This window comes from Lentzea sp. NPDC058436, from assembly GCF_042721515.1.
Taxonomy (GTDB): Bacteria; Actinomycetota; Actinomycetes; order Mycobacteriales; family Pseudonocardiaceae; genus Lentzea.
Genome location: NZ_JBHXLF010000005.1, coordinates 154,258 through 169,061 on the forward strand (window position 1 = coordinate 154,258; position 14,804 = coordinate 169,061).

At 70.3% G+C, this 14,804-nt stretch carries 12 protein-coding genes; 6 read left to right on the forward strand and 6 right to left on the reverse strand.

The window, feature by feature from the left end; genetic code table 11:
- The first annotated feature begins 3 nt into the window (after positions 1 to 3).
- From ACFWN2_RS21880 to ACFWN2_RS21895, 4 genes are all read left to right on the forward strand, one after another.
- Positions 4 to 891 (forward strand): AraC family transcriptional regulator, encoded by an 888-nt coding sequence (locus tag ACFWN2_RS21880; RefSeq protein ID WP_382429958.1) that lies wholly within the window; start codon positions 4 to 6, stop codon positions 889 to 891.
- Between the two features lie 71 nt (positions 892 to 962).
- A complete protein-coding gene (locus ACFWN2_RS21885) occupies positions 963 to 2,723 on the forward strand; it encodes an FAD-dependent oxidoreductase (RefSeq protein ID WP_382429960.1) in 1,761 nt (586 codons plus the stop codon).
- Positions 2,720 to 3,724, forward strand: a complete 1,005-nt coding sequence (locus ACFWN2_RS21890) for a maleylacetate reductase (RefSeq protein WP_382429962.1) — start codon at positions 2,720 to 2,722, stop codon at positions 3,722 to 3,724. Before ACFWN2_RS21885 ends, ACFWN2_RS21890 begins: the two co-directional genes overlap by 4 nt.
- On the forward strand, positions 3,721 to 4,599 hold the full coding sequence (locus tag ACFWN2_RS21895) for a dioxygenase (protein WP_382429964.1): 879 nt from the start codon (positions 3,721 to 3,723) through the stop codon (positions 4,597 to 4,599). The genes ACFWN2_RS21890 and ACFWN2_RS21895 overlap by 4 nt, the downstream gene beginning before the upstream one ends.
- Here ACFWN2_RS21895 and ACFWN2_RS21900 read toward each other — a convergent pair.
- From ACFWN2_RS21900 to ACFWN2_RS21910, 3 genes are all read right to left on the reverse strand, one after another.
- The gene (locus ACFWN2_RS21900; RefSeq protein ID WP_382429966.1) at positions 4,593 to 7,604 is read right to left on the reverse strand and encodes an amidohydrolase family protein; all 3,012 of its coding nucleotides are present in this window, start codon (positions 7,602 to 7,604) and stop codon (positions 4,593 to 4,595) included. The two genes, ACFWN2_RS21895 and ACFWN2_RS21900, sit on opposite strands and share 7 nt — an antisense overlap.
- Positions 7,605 to 7,712: 108 nt before the next feature.
- Entirely contained in the window at positions 7,713 to 8,948 is a 1,236-nt protein-coding gene (locus tag ACFWN2_RS21905; protein ID WP_382429968.1) for a PIN-like domain-containing protein, read from the reverse strand.
- Positions 8,949 to 9,021: 73 nt separating this feature from the next.
- Complete coding sequence (locus ACFWN2_RS21910; protein ID WP_382429970.1) at positions 9,022 to 9,411, reverse strand: hypothetical protein; 390 nt, start codon at positions 9,409 to 9,411, stop codon at positions 9,022 to 9,024.
- A 191-nt stretch (positions 9,412 to 9,602) separates the two neighbouring features.
- On the opposite strand from ACFWN2_RS21910, the gene ACFWN2_RS21915 reads away from it, so the two are divergent.
- The gene (locus ACFWN2_RS21915; protein ID WP_382429972.1) at positions 9,603 to 10,757 is read left to right on the forward strand and encodes a metallophosphoesterase; all 1,155 of its coding nucleotides are present in this window, start codon (positions 9,603 to 9,605) and stop codon (positions 10,755 to 10,757) included.
- On the opposite strand, the gene ACFWN2_RS21920 is transcribed toward ACFWN2_RS21915, so the two are convergent.
- Together ACFWN2_RS21920 and ACFWN2_RS21925 are read right to left on the reverse strand one after the other, a co-directional pair.
- Positions 10,744 to 11,271: a histidine phosphatase family protein gene (locus tag ACFWN2_RS21920; RefSeq protein ID WP_382429974.1), complete on the reverse strand. Its 528-nt coding sequence runs from the start codon at positions 11,269 to 11,271 to the stop codon at positions 10,744 to 10,746. The genes ACFWN2_RS21915 and ACFWN2_RS21920 overlap by 14 nt on opposite strands.
- Positions 11,268 to 12,179, reverse strand: a complete 912-nt coding sequence (locus ACFWN2_RS21925; RefSeq protein ID WP_382429976.1) for a hypothetical protein — start codon at positions 12,177 to 12,179, stop codon at positions 11,268 to 11,270. The genes ACFWN2_RS21920 and ACFWN2_RS21925 overlap by 4 nt, the downstream gene beginning before the upstream one ends.
- A gap of 340 nt (positions 12,180 to 12,519) precedes the next feature.
- Between ACFWN2_RS21925 and ACFWN2_RS21930 the strand changes: the two genes are divergently transcribed.
- The gene (locus tag ACFWN2_RS21930; RefSeq protein WP_382429978.1) at positions 12,520 to 13,602 is read left to right on the forward strand and encodes a hypothetical protein; all 1,083 of its coding nucleotides are present in this window, start codon (positions 12,520 to 12,522) and stop codon (positions 13,600 to 13,602) included.
- Here ACFWN2_RS21930 and ACFWN2_RS21935 read toward each other — a convergent pair.
- Positions 13,580 to 14,761, reverse strand: a complete 1,182-nt coding sequence (locus tag ACFWN2_RS21935; protein WP_382429980.1) for an MFS transporter — start codon at positions 14,759 to 14,761, stop codon at positions 13,580 to 13,582. The two genes, ACFWN2_RS21930 and ACFWN2_RS21935, sit on opposite strands and share 23 nt — an antisense overlap.
- Positions 14,762 to 14,804: the final 43 nt, after the last annotated feature.

Genomic DNA, 14,804 nt, shown 5'->3' on the forward strand with positions numbered 1-14,804 from the left:
CGGATGGCGCTCGTGCACCCGCCCGGCCTGACCAGGTTCCGGACGCACGACCTGCCCGGCGCCCGCAGGCTGGCCGGGTGGGAGGAGCACAACGCCCGCGCCCTGGTGGGGCTGCGGGTCGAGACCGACAGGCCGTTCGAGGGCACCGAGGTGAACCTGGCGCTCCCCCGCCTGCGGGTGGCGCGCGTGAGCGGCTCTCCGCACGTCGTCGAAAGGGACGTCCGGCAGATCGCCGAGCACCCGGCGGACGGCGTGGTCGTCTACTTCTCGCTGGCCGGCGAGAGCAGGTTGGAGCACCGGGGCGGCAGTGAGCTGGTCCTGCCCGGCCAGGCCCTCGTGCTGGACGGCGACCGGTCGTTCCGCCGCGAGTTCTCGGACGGCCTGACCGAGCTGGTGCTGAAGGCGCCGCGCCGTGGTCCCGTGCGGCCGCAGGTGTTCAGCTTCGAGGACAACGTGCACGCACGAACGTTGGTGAGCGCGCTGTCCGGTGCGTTGCGCGGGCCCGCCGACTGGGACGGGCTCGAACGCATCGCCACCGACCTGCTCGACGCGTTGCTGGGCACCCGCTCCCCCACTGCGGACCTGGCCGCCGCGCATGCGTTCATCGCCGCGCACCTGCACGAACAGGAGCTGTGCGCGCAACGGATCGCCGCCGCCATCGGGTACTCGGAACGCCATCTCTCGCGGCTGTTCGCGAAGTCGGGCCAGAGCGTGCCGCAAGCGATCCTGAACGCCCGGCTCGACGCGGCACGGCGCCTGCTGGGCGAGCCGATTCCGCTGGCCGAGGTCGGCGTGCGCACGGGGTTCGTGTCGCAGGCGCACTTCTCCCGCACGTACCGGGCGCGGTTCGGCACGACACCCCGGCAGGACCGCGCGGCGCTGCGGTCCTGAGTTTTTGCCTGTTTCCGCCACGTGCGGGCAGCGCGGCCTCGCGCAGGGCGGCCGGCTGTCAGCGTTGCACCATGGTGACGATCGTCGAGACCGATGTGGTGATCATCGGGTCGGGCCCGGCCGGGGCCTCCGCAGCGCTGTTCCTGTCCACCCTGGGCGTTCCGAACATCATGATCACCAAGTACCGGTGGACCGCGAACACCCCTCGCGCGCACATCACCAACCAGCGCACGATGGAGATCCTCCGCGACGTCGGTGTCGAGGACCAGGTGCTCGCCGAGGCCACGCCCCACCACCTGATCGGCGACACGGTGTTCTGCACGTCGATCACCGGCGAGGAGATCGGCCGGATCCTCACCTGGGGCAACCACCCCGCCCGGCACGCGGACCACGTGCTCGCCTCGCCGTCGCTCAACTGCGACATCCCGCAGACCTACCTGGAGCCGATCCTCGTCCGCAACGCCACCGAGCGCGGCACGCGGACCCAGTTCAGCACCGAGTACCTGGGCCACGAGCAGGACTCCGACGGCGTGACCGTGCGGGTGGCCGACCGGGTCACCGGGTCCGAGTACGAGATCCGGGCGAGGTACCTGATCGGCGCGGACGGCGCGCGGTCCGCGGTGGCCGCCGACGTCGGGCTGCCGTACGAGGGGCGGATGGACGTCGCCGGGTCCATGAACATCACCTTCAAGGCCGACCTCTCCGAGCTCACCCGGCACCGCCCTTCGGTGCTGTACTGGGTGATCCAGCCCGGTGCGAACGTCGGCGGGATCGGCGCCGGTCTCGTGCGGATGGTCCGGCCGTGGAACGAGTGGCTGATCGTGTGGGGCTTCGACCTCTCCCAGGGCGTGCCCGAGGTGAGCGAGGACGACGCGCTGGAGATCGTCCGCAACCTCGTCGGCGACCCGGCTCTCGACGCCGAGATCACCGGGATCTCGTTGTGGGGCAACAACGAGATGTACGCGACTCGGCTGCACCGCGGGCGCGTGTTCTGCGCAGGGGACGCCGTGCACAGGCACCCGCCGAGCAACGGGCTCGGCTCCAACACGTCGATCCAGGACTCCTACAACCTGGCGTGGAAGCTCGCTCTGGTCCTCAACGGACAGGCCGGGCCGGAGCTGTTGGAGACCTACTCCGACGAACGTGCTCCGGTGGCGCGGCAGATCGTGACGCGGGCCAACAGGTCCGCTCGGGAGTTCGGCGCGCTGTTCGAGGCGCTCGGGCTCGACGCGTCCCAGTCCGCCGCCGAGATGGACGCGCGGATCGAGGAGCGCAAGGACAGCAGCCTCGCGGGCGCGGCGAAGCGCGCGGCCGTGCGGGAGGCCATGGAGCTGAAGAACTACGAGTTCAACGCGCACGGCGTGGAGATGGGCCAGTCGTACGCGTCCAGCGCCGTGGTGCCGGACGGGAGCGCGCGCCCCGACCCGTCGCGGGATCCCGAGCTGTACTACGAGCCGTCGACCTGGCCGGGGGCACGGCTGCCGCACGCGTGGGTCGGGGACAGCAGGAGCAAGGTGTCGACGCACGACCTGGTGCGGTACGGGCAGTTCACGCTGCTGACGGGGATCACCGGCGAGGCGTGGGCGGACGCGGCGCAGAAGGCGGCCGACCGGCTCGGCGTGCCGCTGCGGACGGTCGTCATCGGGCCCGGACGCGAGGTGACCGACCTCTACTTCGACTGGTCGCGACTGTCCGGTGTGGACGAGGATGGCGCGGTGCTGGTGCGGCCGGACAAGCACGTCGCGTGGCGAAGCGCCAGCCTGGCAGACGATCCGGAGGCAGAGCTGATGTCCGTCCTGACCACCGTTCTGAGCCGGGAGGAGAGCGCGTGACCTGGCAGTTCGAGCACGTCACGCTCGGCCAGCGGGTGCGGTTCGGCACCGGCACGGCGGCCGGCGACCTGGCCGCGGAGGTCGAACGCCTCGGCTCGCGACGAGTGCTGCTGATCTCCGGCAAACCCACCGAGGTGACGGCGAAGATCACCGTGGCCGCGCACTGCACCGACGTCGCCCCGCACGTGCCGGTCGAGAACGCCGAACGGGCCCGCGCGCTGGCCGTCGAGTCCGGCGCGGACCTGCTCGTGAGCGTCGGAGGCGGCTCCACGACCGGGCTCGCGAAGGCGGTCGCGCTGATCACCGGCCTGCCGATCGTCGCCGTGCCCACCACGTACGCGGGCTCGGAGGCGACCAACGTGTGGGGCCTGACCGAGGCGTCCCGCAAGACCACCGGGGTCGACGACCGGGTGCTGCCGGTGACCGTCGTCTACGACACCGCGCTCATGGCGTCGATGCCACCGGACCTGGCGATCGCCTCCGGCTGCAACGCGCTGGCGCACTGCGTGGACTCGCTGTGGGCACCGCGCGCCGACCCGATCAACCAGGCGCTGGCGCTGGAAGGCGTTCGCGCGCTGAGCCGCGGCCTTCGGCGGATCAACGACGTCGAGGGCCGGGAGTCGATGCTTTGTGGCGCCTACCTGGCCGCCGTGGCGTTCGCGTCGGCGGGTTCCGGGCTGCACCACAAGATCTGCCACGTACTGGGCGGCGCCTACAACCTCCCGCACGCGCAGACGCACACCGCGATCCTGCCGCACGTGCTGGCGTTCAACGCCCCCGCGGTGCCCGAGGCGGCCTTGAGGATCACGGAGGCTTTGGGCGGCGGACTCATCGACCTGTACGACGAGATCGGTGCCTCGCACCAACTTCGTGGCGTGCCGGACGTTCGCGAGGCCGCCCGCCTCGTGCTGCCTTCAGTGCCCCCGTCGAACCCCCGCCCCGTCACCGAGGACGACCTGATCGCCCTGCTCACCGCTGCCCAGAAGGGTCTCGACGCATGACCGCCCAGCACCGCATCGAGGAACAGCTCACCGACGAGGTCGTCGCGTCGTTCGCGCGCACCCCGGACCCGCGGCTCAGGGAGCTGATGGAGGCGCTCACCCGGCACGTGCACGCGTTCATCCGCGAGACCCGCCTGACCGAGGCCGAGTGGACGCGCGCGATCGAGTTCCTGACGGCCGTCGGCCACATCACCGACGACCGCCGGCAGGAGTTCATCCTGCTGTCCGACGTGCTGGGCGCGTCGATGCAGACCATCGCGGTCAACAACGAGGCCTACGAGAACGCCACGGAGGCAACGGTCTTCGGCCCGTTCTTCGTCGAGGAGTCACCGCTGGTGGGCATCGGCGGCGACATCGCGGGCGGCGCGTCCGGAACCCCTTGCTGGGTCGAGGGAACCGTCCGCGACACGGCGGGAAACCCCGTGCCGGGCGCGCGGATCGAGGTGTGGGAGGCCGACGAGGACGGCTTCTACGACGTGCAGTACGCCGACGCGCGGGTGGCGGGCCGCGGCCACCTGTTCTCCGGCGAGAACGGTGAGTTCTCCTTCTGGTGCACGACCCCGACGCCGTACCCGATCCCGCACGACGGCCCGGTCGGCGCGTTGCTGGACGCCGTGGACCGCTCCCCCGTGCGCGCCGCCCATCTGCACTTCATGGTGTCCGCGCAGGACTTCCGCACGCTCGTGACGCACATCTTCGTGGAGGGTGATCCTCAGCTGGAGATCGGCGACTCGGTGTTCGGGGTGAAGGAGTCGCTCGTCAAGCGGTTCGAGGAGCAGCCTGGTGGTGCGGCCACGCCGGACGGGAGGGCCCTCGGTGACAAGCCGTGGGCGCGCTCCCGTTTCGACATCGTGCTGGCGCCGGGGCGTCAGTGATCGCAGCAGACGCGCTCGGCCCACTCCGGCTCGTGCCACCAGTGCTGGTTCTCCGCTGACGCCGCAGCCGGAAGCTGCGCGGTGTGGGCGGAGAGCGTCTGCTGGTTCCGGTACGGCGCGAGGAGGTCCGGGATCGAGTGGACCTGTCCGCCGACCGCGACCAGTTCGACGTTCGCCGCCGCCTTGATGTCGGCTAGCGGGTTGCCGCGCACGAACGCGATGTCGGCCGGTGCGCCCGGCTTGATCGCGCCGAGCGGCAGGCCGAGCCACTTCGCCGGGTTGCGGGTCGCGGTGATGAGTGCTTCCCGTGGGGTGAAGCCGAACTCGACCAGCGCGCGGAGGTTGGTGTGGGTGGCGGTGGCCGGGCTGTCGAGCGGTGCGTCGGTGCCGGTGATGACGAACCCGCCGCCCCGGTGGACCTTCAGCGCGAACTCGACCCAGTTGCGCAGGACCTCCAGCGACGAGGTGCCGGCCGGGGTGCCCTGGTTGTTGGCATCGGTGACGAAGCGCTCGTACTCCCACGGCGGGTAGAGCACGCGGGTGCGTTCGTCGGTGACGATCGACTTGTCCTTGGCGTACAGGGCGCGTGACTGGAAGAGCGTGGGCGTGATGGACATCCCGGACGCGGTGAAGAGCGCGATCACGTCCTGGTAGGCGCGGCCGACGCGGGTGACGGTGTGGGAGTAGCCGAGGCGGTTGGTGGCGCCGACGTGCTCCATGCCGTCCATGCCGAGGTTCGCCGCCGGGTACAGGTAGTGCGACGACAGCGGCACCTGGGACCGTTGCACGGCGGCGCGTTGCAGCTCGACGGGCAGGCGCACGTAGGTCTTGATCAGGTCGTAGTCCAGCTCGTGTGCCCGGCGCAGTTCGAGGTCGAGCTGGGCCTTGCTGAGCGTGGGGCGCATGAAGTTGTAGTAGACGCGCGAGCCGTCCACCGCCTCGCCGGTGGCGTAGAAACGCGGCCCCACCAGGGTTCCGGCCGCGAGCGCCTCGCGGGTCTCGACCATCTGGTAGACCGGGTCGCCGGGCGAGCGGACGGTCGTGATCCCGTACGCGAGCCACGCGAGGCCCTGCCGCGCGCCCCACTGACGGCCGCGCAGGTGCCAGTGGTTGTGCGCGTCGATCAGACCGGGGATGGCGGTCAACGCGCCGGCGTCGACGTCGGCTTTCCCTCGCTGCGGGCGGATCTCCTTGACCTTGCCGTCTTCCAGCACGAGGTCGACGTCGCGCTTGAGCTCGTGCGCCTCGCCGTCCCAGTAGGCGCCGACTCGGATCACCTTGCGGTCCGGCGCCTTCGGCCTGCGCCAGGTCAGGTCGTGCCGGATCGTCGTGACGCGTCCGTCCAGTGTGGACTTCCGGATGCGGCCGTTGTTCAGGTACACCAACGAGTCGTTGCTGCTCCACGCCAACGAGTCGGTGACCTCGCGGGTGATCTGGCGCGGTTCGGCGAGGAACTTGCCCTTCGCGTCGACCGGAACGACGAAGGCGACGCTCTCCACCACGAACGCGATGTTCTTGCCGTCCGGCGACCACACCGGGCCGTCGTCGCCGCGCGTCGCGATCGACCGGAACGGCAGCGGTTCGGTGTAGGTGAGCGTGCCGCCGACGAGGTCGACGAACAGCAGCTGGCTCGTGCCTTCGCGGAACCGGCGCGAGAACGGCTTCACCGCGGCCAGTGCGACGGTGTTGCCGTCCTTCGACCAGGTCGGCCTGCCCGGCTGGAACAACGTCGGCGTGACCTGGCGCAGGCCGGCGGGTTCGGCGATCCAGACCTGTCCGTCGTGGTCGAGGTAGGCGACCTTCGTGCCGTCAGGGGAGAACCTCGGCGTGGTCTGCGCGTGCGGTGCGGGCGCGAAGGGCTTCTCGGTGCCGGTGGTCAGGTCGCGGACCCACAGCTGCGCGATGCCGCTGCGGTCGCTGGTGTAGAGGAGTTTCGTGCCGTCCGGCGAGAAGTCCGGGTCGGAGTCGAAGTAGGCGTTGTCCGTCAGCTTCACCGCTTTCCCGCCGCTCAGCACGTAGACGGCGTTGAGCGCGCGGAACGCGATCTTCGTACCGTCCGGTGACACGACGGGGCTCGCGATGCCCTTCACGGCGCCGCCGGTGAGGTTCTTCGTGCGGTGCGGCCGCCGGTTCGAGCGGACCGGGACCGTGGCCTCGAACGGGATGTCCTTGACAGCACTGCCCGTGCGCGACCGGAGCTTGCCGTCCGCCGTGTAGAGGACGGTGTCACCGCTCCAGAGCGGCGCGAACCCGAACACGTCCTCGTTGGCCGTGATGGCGGTCGTGCCGAGGACCAGTTCGGCCTGGCCGGGCTTGATCCGCGTGTAGCTGGGCTGGTCACCGGGCCCGAACGAGGCGCCGAAGAACTGCGTGCCCGCAGGCGCCGTGACGAGCCGTTCGCGCTTGCCGTCCAACGAGACCACGTCCACCGCGGCGTTGCCGACGGTGAAGATGATCCGCTTGCCGTCACTCGACCACTGCGGCGCCGCGGCCTCGTCCGGCACGCCGGTCAGTTGCGTGATCTTGCCGGTGACCAGTTCCAGCACGTGCACGCCGTAACTGCCGGCCCGGTCGCTGACGAACGCGATGTGCTTGCCGTCCGGCGAGAACGCGGGCTCCCGGTGGTCGTACCTGCCCGACGTCAGCTGCCTCAGCCCGCGCCCGTCGAGCCCGATCACGTAGAGGTGGTAGTTGCCGTCCCGATAGGACTGGAACGCGATCCGGTCGCCAGGCCCGAACGACGGCAGCGTGGCGTCCTGCAGTTCGTCGGTGAGCTTGCGCGCTTCCCCACCGCTCGACGGTAACACCCAGATCGCGGTGACGAGGTCGATGGCCAGCCACCTGCCGTCCCGCGACCGGGACACCGAGATGTTGGTGCCCTGCGTCAGCTTCACGCGCTCGCCGGACCCCGCCTCGGCGGTGCCGATCGTGAGCCTGGACGCGGCGGTGGCGACGGCGGCGGCCTGGCCGGTGCGGGTCAGCAGTTCGCGGCGCGACAGTTCCATGTGGCGGCACACTCCCCAGTGTCGATCCCCTAGGAGATCCACCCTGGCACCAGGAAATCCGCGCACATCCGCCATTCGGCCCACCACCCACCTGGTGGGACGGCTGTCTCAGGATCGTGCGAGCGCGTCCAGCAGCGGCGGCACTTCGTCGGGCACGCTGAAGTAGGAGCCCTCGGGTCCGCGGCGGAGGGCGAAAATGGCCGGAGAAAATGGCGCGATGAGCCCCTCGTTCTCCAACACCACCGTCAGGTGGCGGTACGCGCGATTGAAGCGGAAGATCCCTTCCTCGTCATCCGAGTAGTCGCCCAGCACGCGCACCTCGTCGAAACTGACCCGGCCACCCCGATCGGAGGTGGCGAGCCGGAGCACTTCAGCGTGGGTCGGTGCCTGCCTGTCGAGCAGTTCGAGGAGCCGGGCCACCGCGGCAAGCGTCCACTTGGCTGGCGGCTCGTCTTCGACGACGCGGTCCGCATCAGCAGGCGATGCCTCGTCGACGTCCACCTCCAGCACGGAGGCACGCGCCAGCAGGTCGGTCGGCCGCATGAGGAACAACCGCCGCCCGGTCAGACCGCCGTACTCCAGCGCCAGTTCGGGCCGAGGGCCGATGAACTCCGCGCCCTGGCGCCACCACCAGTCCTCCTTCTCGTCACGGGTGACGATCAGCAGGTCGCGTCCCTGCTCCTGCGCGTACCGGGTGGCCTGGTACCAGACGAGGTAGTCGCCGGCGCCGCCGTCGGCCGAGTCGTCCTCCTGCTTGCCCGCGTCCTTGTAGCCCGGCGGGATCTCGGCGGTGATGCGCCGGTTGGCCTCGGCGACGCAGTCCGCGTGCTCCTCGGCGGGCAGCGGCGAGGTGACGCGGCCACGCAGGAGTTCCTCCAGCTGGTCGAGGATCGGGTCCCCGGTGCGGTCCGCGTCGGCGGTCGCGAGCACCTGCTGGAGCTTCTGCTGGAGTCCGTTGACGAGGTCGTCGACCTGGGTCGTGAGCGTCGACAGCTCACTGGTGCTGACGCCGACGGCCTTGGCCCAGGTGGTCAGGTTGTCGGTCATCGAACGGCCCGACTTGGCCAGGGCGTCGGTGGCGGTCTTCGTGGCGCCGCGCGGGCTTCCCTGCGCGCGCTGCCGGTGCCGCCAGAACTCGCGCAACGCCTGGTGCGGCACGACGAGCCGGTCGCCGAGGCCGGTGAAGGTCTTGATCAGGTCGTTCGACGTCTGCGGGCTGAACCTGTACAGGTCGAGCAGGACGTTCGCGTCGACGGCGACGACCGCCTCCCGCAACGCGCTGTCGACCTCCTCCGGCGAGGCGATCTTGTAACCGGCGAACTCACCGTCGTACAAGCCGTTCATGCCGGAATGATCGTGCCCGCCGCAGAAGCGCGTTAGCGGTACGTGGGCCGTTCATTCGAACGGCCCACTCTGACTACAGCGCGAGCGCGCCCTCGATGCGGGCGACCATGGCGTCCTCGGCGTCGACCACGACACCGTCGGCCTCGGCCACCTCGCGGCAGATCGCCAGCACGGCGCGCGGGAAGTCCTTGGCGTCCTCCGGCGACTTCGCCGTGAGGGCCTTCATCGAGGAGCGCAGCGCCTCCAGGACGACGGGCTCGATCTCCTCGTCGGTGCCGGCGGGCACGGACGGGCGGGCGGCGCCCAGGACACCGCGCAGGTCGGGCGACAGGTGCGTGAGCGCGCGCAGGCCGGCGAAGCGTTCCTCCAGCACGGGGCCGGGGTCTGCGTGGGAGACCAGCAGCATCGCGCCGTACACGGCGGTGCGCAGCGTGCGGCTCTCCTCGTCGGTGTAGAAGATCATGTGGCCCACTCTAGGTCGTCGGGTCAGGCGGCTGTTCCGGTGTTGATTAGAGGACTCCCCAGCGCTCGCGCGGTTGCCTCTCAACTGGGAAAACGCCTGTGACGGAGGTCTAATGCCGCGGAAGCGAACAAACTGGATGGTTTGTGCGTTGAGATGGATTGAGACTTCTCGGCCCACAGGAGGATGCAGGCATGACGACCACCGCTACCCGGCCCCGCGTCACGGTTCGGCGGGTGGTGTTCACGCTCGTCCTCTTCACCGTGACGACGCTGCTGTTCTGGGTGCCGTTCGAAGGGCTCTTCGCGGCCAGCGCGGAGTGGCCCGACCCGGTGCGCCCGGTCGCCGCGATCGTGTTCGTGGCCGCGGCCATCACGATGATCGTGCTGTTCACCCAGCGCGGCAGTGACCGCGCCGCGCGGATCTCCCAGTTCCTGCTCGGCTTCGTGTGGATCGCGTTCGTGTGGACGCTGATCTCCGACGTCGTGCGGCTCGGCATGGCGCTCGCGGGCGTCGAGAACCCGTTCCGCTCCCGTTTCATCGCCGTGCTGCTCGCGGTCCTCATCGTCACCGTGACGGTCTACGGCGTGTACGAGGCCATGCGCGTGCCGCGGATCAAGCGCCAGGACGTCACCATCCCGAGGCTCGACCCCGCGTTCGACGGCCTGACGGTCGCGGTCATCACCGACACGCACTACGGCGCCATCAACCGCGCCAAGTGGTCGCGCGGCATGGTCGACGCCGTCAACGGGCTCAACGCCGACGTCGCCGTGCACGTCGGTGACATCGCGGACGGCACCGCCGAGCAGCGCCTGGAGCAGGCCACCCCGCTCGGCGACGTCAACACCCCGCACCGCTTCTACATCACCGGCAACCACGAGTACTACTCGAACGGCCAGGGCTGGGTCGACCTCATGACCCGCCTCGGCTGGAAGGCGCTGCGCAACGAGCACGAGACGCTCGAACGCGGTGGCGCCAAGCTCGTGTTCGCCGGCACCGACGACGTCACCGCGAGCCACTCGGGCGAAACGGGCCACGCCGCCGACCTCGGTCTCGCCCTGCGCGGCGCCGACTCCACCGCGCCGGTCGTGCTGCTCGCGCACCAGCCGTCGGAGATCAAGAAGGCGGTCGAGGCGGGCGTGGACCTGCAGCTGTCCGGGCACACGCACGGCGGGCAGATCTGGCCGTTCCACTACCTGGTGCGGCTGCAGCAGCCGGTGGTCGCGGGCCTGTCGAGGCACAGCGACCGCACGCAGCTCTACACGAGCCGCGGTTCCGGCTTCTGGGGCCCGCCGATGCGCGTCTTCGCGCCGAGCGAGATCAGTCTGCTGACGCTCAAAGCGAGCTGAGGTGCCCTGAGTCGTTGAACCTGACCAGTCGGGGTGACTTGCCGGTCGTGTAGCGGATGACCGTCAGCGCCGCGTTGTCGTGGTTCAGCGTCAGCCAGCTCTCGGGCGGGGCGTCCAGCGCGTCCCGCACGAGCCAGCTGATCAGGAACGCGTGCGTCACGACCAGCACCGGGCCGTCGCCGGGCCGGGCGAACCGGGTCTCGGCCTCGTGCGCGAGTGCGGGGCCGCGCGTGCGTTCCGACTCGGGGAACCGGTCGAAGAACTCGTCGTGGTCGGGGACGAAGTGCGGCACGAAGTCGTCCGCCGCCGCCTCGACCCGGCAGGGCACGCGCAGCACGCCGGCGATGATCGACGCGGTTTCGGCGGCGCGGGGCGCGGGCCCGTGGTGCACGGCCGCGAAACCCTTGTCCCGCAACCGTTCCGCGAGCGCTTCGCTCTGCTTGCGGCCGAGCGCCGTCAGCCGGGACTCGTCCTTCGTCGCTTCGCCGTGCCGGACCAGATGCAGATCTCTCACGCCGTGCAGTCTGCCTTGACGGCCGAAGCGGCGTGATGGGCGTAGGTAGGTCCGGAGCTGTTCCAGTCCTGACCTCGGCTGAGCAGCTGCACGGTGAGGTTTCCGCTGGCCTTGAACTTCCCCGCGCTGACCCACTGGCCGCGCTTGTCGACCTGCTTGATCGCGAACGACGCCATCGGGGTGCCGCCGACGCCGTTGCGGTCGAACACGTAGTACACGGTCGGGTTACCCCCGACCTCCTCCAGGCTGCCGTTCGGGATGTGCACGGAGACCTCGCACGTGCCGGTGACCGCGAACGTCCACATGCCGTAGGCGGAGGAGTCGTCACGGCGGGAGTCGCCGGACATCGGGATCGACACGAACGACGAGCCGCACCTGCCGTCACCCCGGTCGACCCAGCCCTTGCGGCCGTCGCGGTAGGAGCCGACGCTGGTGTAGCCGCCGCAGCCGGGGCCCGTCGTGAACGACTTGGCGCCGCCGGGGGCCCTGCCCGTGTCACCGGCTGGCGGGGGCACGGCGTTCTGCGTGCTCGTGGGCATCAGGCCCAGCGCGGACGAGGCCAGCGACGGGTTCTGGCTGGTCGACGACTCCTCCGGCAGTTCCTCCGGCGGGGTGATCAGGCCGGGGATGTAGCTGTGCGAGGGCTGCGCGACGTCCGTGGTGCCGGTGCCGGAACCGCCGTTGAACGTCACGACCGCGATCGTCGCCAGCACCATCAACGCGCCGATCGCGGCGATGGCGGCGGTGCGCGGCCGGAACGGACCGCCCGGCGGCTTCTCCTCCGGCGCACGCTGCTCGCCGGCCGCGGCCCAGCGGGCGGCTCCCCTGGCGCGGGCAGCCTCCATCAACGCCGGGTCAGGCGCCAGGTGGCGCTCGGTCGGTGGCTCGTCGGGGAACTGGGTCGACACGGAGCGCAGTGTGCCAGGGGCACAGGGCCACCCGAACGTGTGGTTCTTTCACGATCGGGTTGTTTGCGTTCAATGGACCGCACGCCGTGATCGTCGTTAGGCCATTTCGTCGACGCATCGTCACATCGACTGGGCCGGACGGACTCCGATAACTGACTCGTGAGTCAGGCTAAGCACCGTCCCGCACCTGCGGGCACCTCTCGTGAGAGCGCGAACAACCGGATCTTGTTCCGGTCCGGCGTGTCACGAGGAGGAAACGCCTGCAGAACGCCTTGATCTCGCTGCCTTTTCGAGCGGACGGTGGTGGCCAAGCCACCCTCCCGCACCTAGGGTGCCCGCCATGCCCTCCGCCAGACAGGCCGTCGTGCTGCTCGCCGCCCTCGTGGCGGGCTGCGGCACGGCGATCCCCGGTTCTCCCGTCGCCGCACCGCGATTACCGGTGACCTCGACGTCCCAGACCGTCACCGTCGTGACGAGTCCGCCGCCGAGCAGCAGCGTCGCTCCCCCGCCGGTCGCGAAGTTCGGCAACCCGGCCGGCACCGCCGCGGTCCCGGCAGAGGCCGCCGCCGAGGACACCTCGAAGCCCACCCGCGTGGTCGGCACCGGCACGCCCGCGAGCTGCACGTCGCAGGCCGTGGTCGACGCGGTCGCCGCGGGCGGGGTCGTCACCTTCGACTGCGGGCCGCGGCCGCACACGATCCCGTTGGCCGCGACCGCGAAGGTCCGCACCAGGACGGTCCTCGACGGCGGTGGCCGGATCACGTTGAGCGGTCAGGGAAAGCGCCGCGTGCTCGACCAGGGCGGGCCGCGCCTGGTGGTCCAGAACATCACCCTCGCCGACGGTGACTCGACCGGCGACAAGGCCGACGGAGGCGGTGGCGGCGCGATCATCGTGCGGCGCGGCCAGCTCAAGGTCGTGAACTCCCGCTTCACCGGCAACACCTGCGACGCGGACGGTCCCGACCTCGGCGGTGCCGCGATCCGCGTGGCACCGGCGGCCGACGACGGGCCCGTCTTCGTCACCGGCAGCACGTTCGAGGGCGGCGTGTGCTCCAACGGCGGGGCGCTGAGCAGCATCGGCGCGTCCTGGGTCGTGCTCAACAGCCTGATGAGGAACAACAAGGCCGTCGGCCGCGGCGCCAACCCGGCTCGCGGTGGGACGCCGGGCGGCGGCAGCGGTGGCGCGATCTACAACGACGGCAACAGGTTCACGTTGCGGCTCGCCGGCACGCTCGTCGAGGACAACCAGGCCAACGAGGGCGGCGGCGCGGTGTTCTTCGTCAGCAACGACAGGTCGGGCTCGATGTCGGTCGAGGGCTCCACGTTGCGCCGCAACCCCAGCCTCGGCTTCGAGACCGTCAAGGGGATCTTCTACCTCGGCACCGGCGAGAAGCCGAAGATCACCGCCTCGACGGTGCAGTGAGCCTGCCCGCGACCAGGAGCAGCACCAGCCCGCACACGCACATGGCGAGGCTGAAGCCGTAGACCCAGCGGAAACCCAGCCCCTGGGAGACACCGAGCAACGCGCCCGCGACCATGCTGCCGACGATCTGGGTGTTGCTGAACATCGTCGTGGCGTGGCCGGGCCGGGCGGGGTCGAGGCTCTGGAAGTACGTGATGCCGACGCCCATGATCAACGAGATCACCGTGGCGTGCAGGACCTGCGCGGCCATCACGTGCCACACGGAGTCGGTGAACAGCATCAACCCGTGGTAGCTCAACGAGATCGCCGCGCCGATGACCACCAGCCGGTGCTGCGACATCCGGTTCGCGAGCGACCCGAACCACAGCATCATCGGGATCTCCAGCGCCGCGCACAGCCCCATCGCGAGCCCGGCGTCACCGGCCGTGCCCCGCAGTTCGGTCGTGATGAACAGCGGCAGGCCGCTCACCGCGAGCGCCACGGCCCCTTGCAGGAACAGGAAAGCCGCGGAGACGACCACCATGTTGCCGCGCGCGGGCCCTGCGGCTTCTTCCTCCTCGGCCTGCTCTTCGGTCTGGGCGGGCGGCACCGGGAGCGCGAGGGCGAGTGCCGCGACGCCGAGCTGGAGGATCGCGGTGGAGGCGAAGAGGCCGACCCAGCCGGTCTTCGCGACGAGCAGCGCGGCCACCGGCGGTCCGGCGACCCACGCGACCGACAGCAGCGTGCGCAGGACGCTGACGACCATCGACGGCCCTTGTGAGACCTGACGGCCGTACGCGAAGAGCTGCGGCAGAAGCGCGCCCGTGAGCGCGATGAACACCACGGACGTGCCGAGCAGGAACCAGTAGTCGCGCAGCACGGCGAACAGGCCGTACCCGACCGCGCCGGCGACACCGCCCGCGGCGAGCAGGTACCGGCGCTGCACCCGGCCGTCCGACAGCCTGCCCATGACCGTGCTCGCCACGACCTGCGCGACCGGGCTCACGATCAGGAAGAAGCCGAGCTGGAACGGCGAGACCTTGATCTCTTCGGTGAGGAACAGCGAGCCGAACGGCAGCGCGAACGCCATCGACACGCCCGACACGACGCTGATGACGGAGAGTTGGAGGAAAGTACGGGACAGGAGCGGCGAGGATCTTCTCTCGCTGAGTGCCGTCACCCGTTCATCGTGCTCGTTGATCCGCGAATCAGGAAACTCGATA

Coding starts and splice junctions, on each gene's coding strand:
- ACFWN2_RS21910 (WP_382429970.1), bottom strand. CDS start 9,411: ATGATCTTCTACACCGACGAGGAGAGCCGCACGCTGCGCACCGCCGTG.
- ACFWN2_RS21915 (WP_382429972.1), top strand. CDS start 9,603: ATGACGACCACCGCTACCCGGCCCCGCGTCACGGTTCGGCGGGTGGTG.
- ACFWN2_RS21905 (WP_382429968.1), bottom strand. CDS start 8,948: ATGAACGGCTTGTACGACGGTGAGTTCGCCGGTTACAAGATCGCCTCG.
- ACFWN2_RS21885 (WP_382429960.1), top strand. CDS start 963: ATGGTGACGATCGTCGAGACCGATGTGGTGATCATCGGGTCGGGCCCG.
- ACFWN2_RS21930 (WP_382429978.1), top strand. CDS start 12,520: ATGCCCTCCGCCAGACAGGCCGTCGTGCTGCTCGCCGCCCTCGTGGCG.
- ACFWN2_RS21880 (WP_382429958.1), top strand. CDS start 4: ATGGCGCTCGTGCACCCGCCCGGCCTGACCAGGTTCCGGACGCACGAC.
- ACFWN2_RS21900 (WP_382429966.1), bottom strand. CDS start 7,604: ATGGAACTGTCGCGCCGCGAACTGCTGACCCGCACCGGCCAGGCCGCC.
- ACFWN2_RS21895 (WP_382429964.1), top strand. CDS start 3,721: ATGACCGCCCAGCACCGCATCGAGGAACAGCTCACCGACGAGGTCGTC.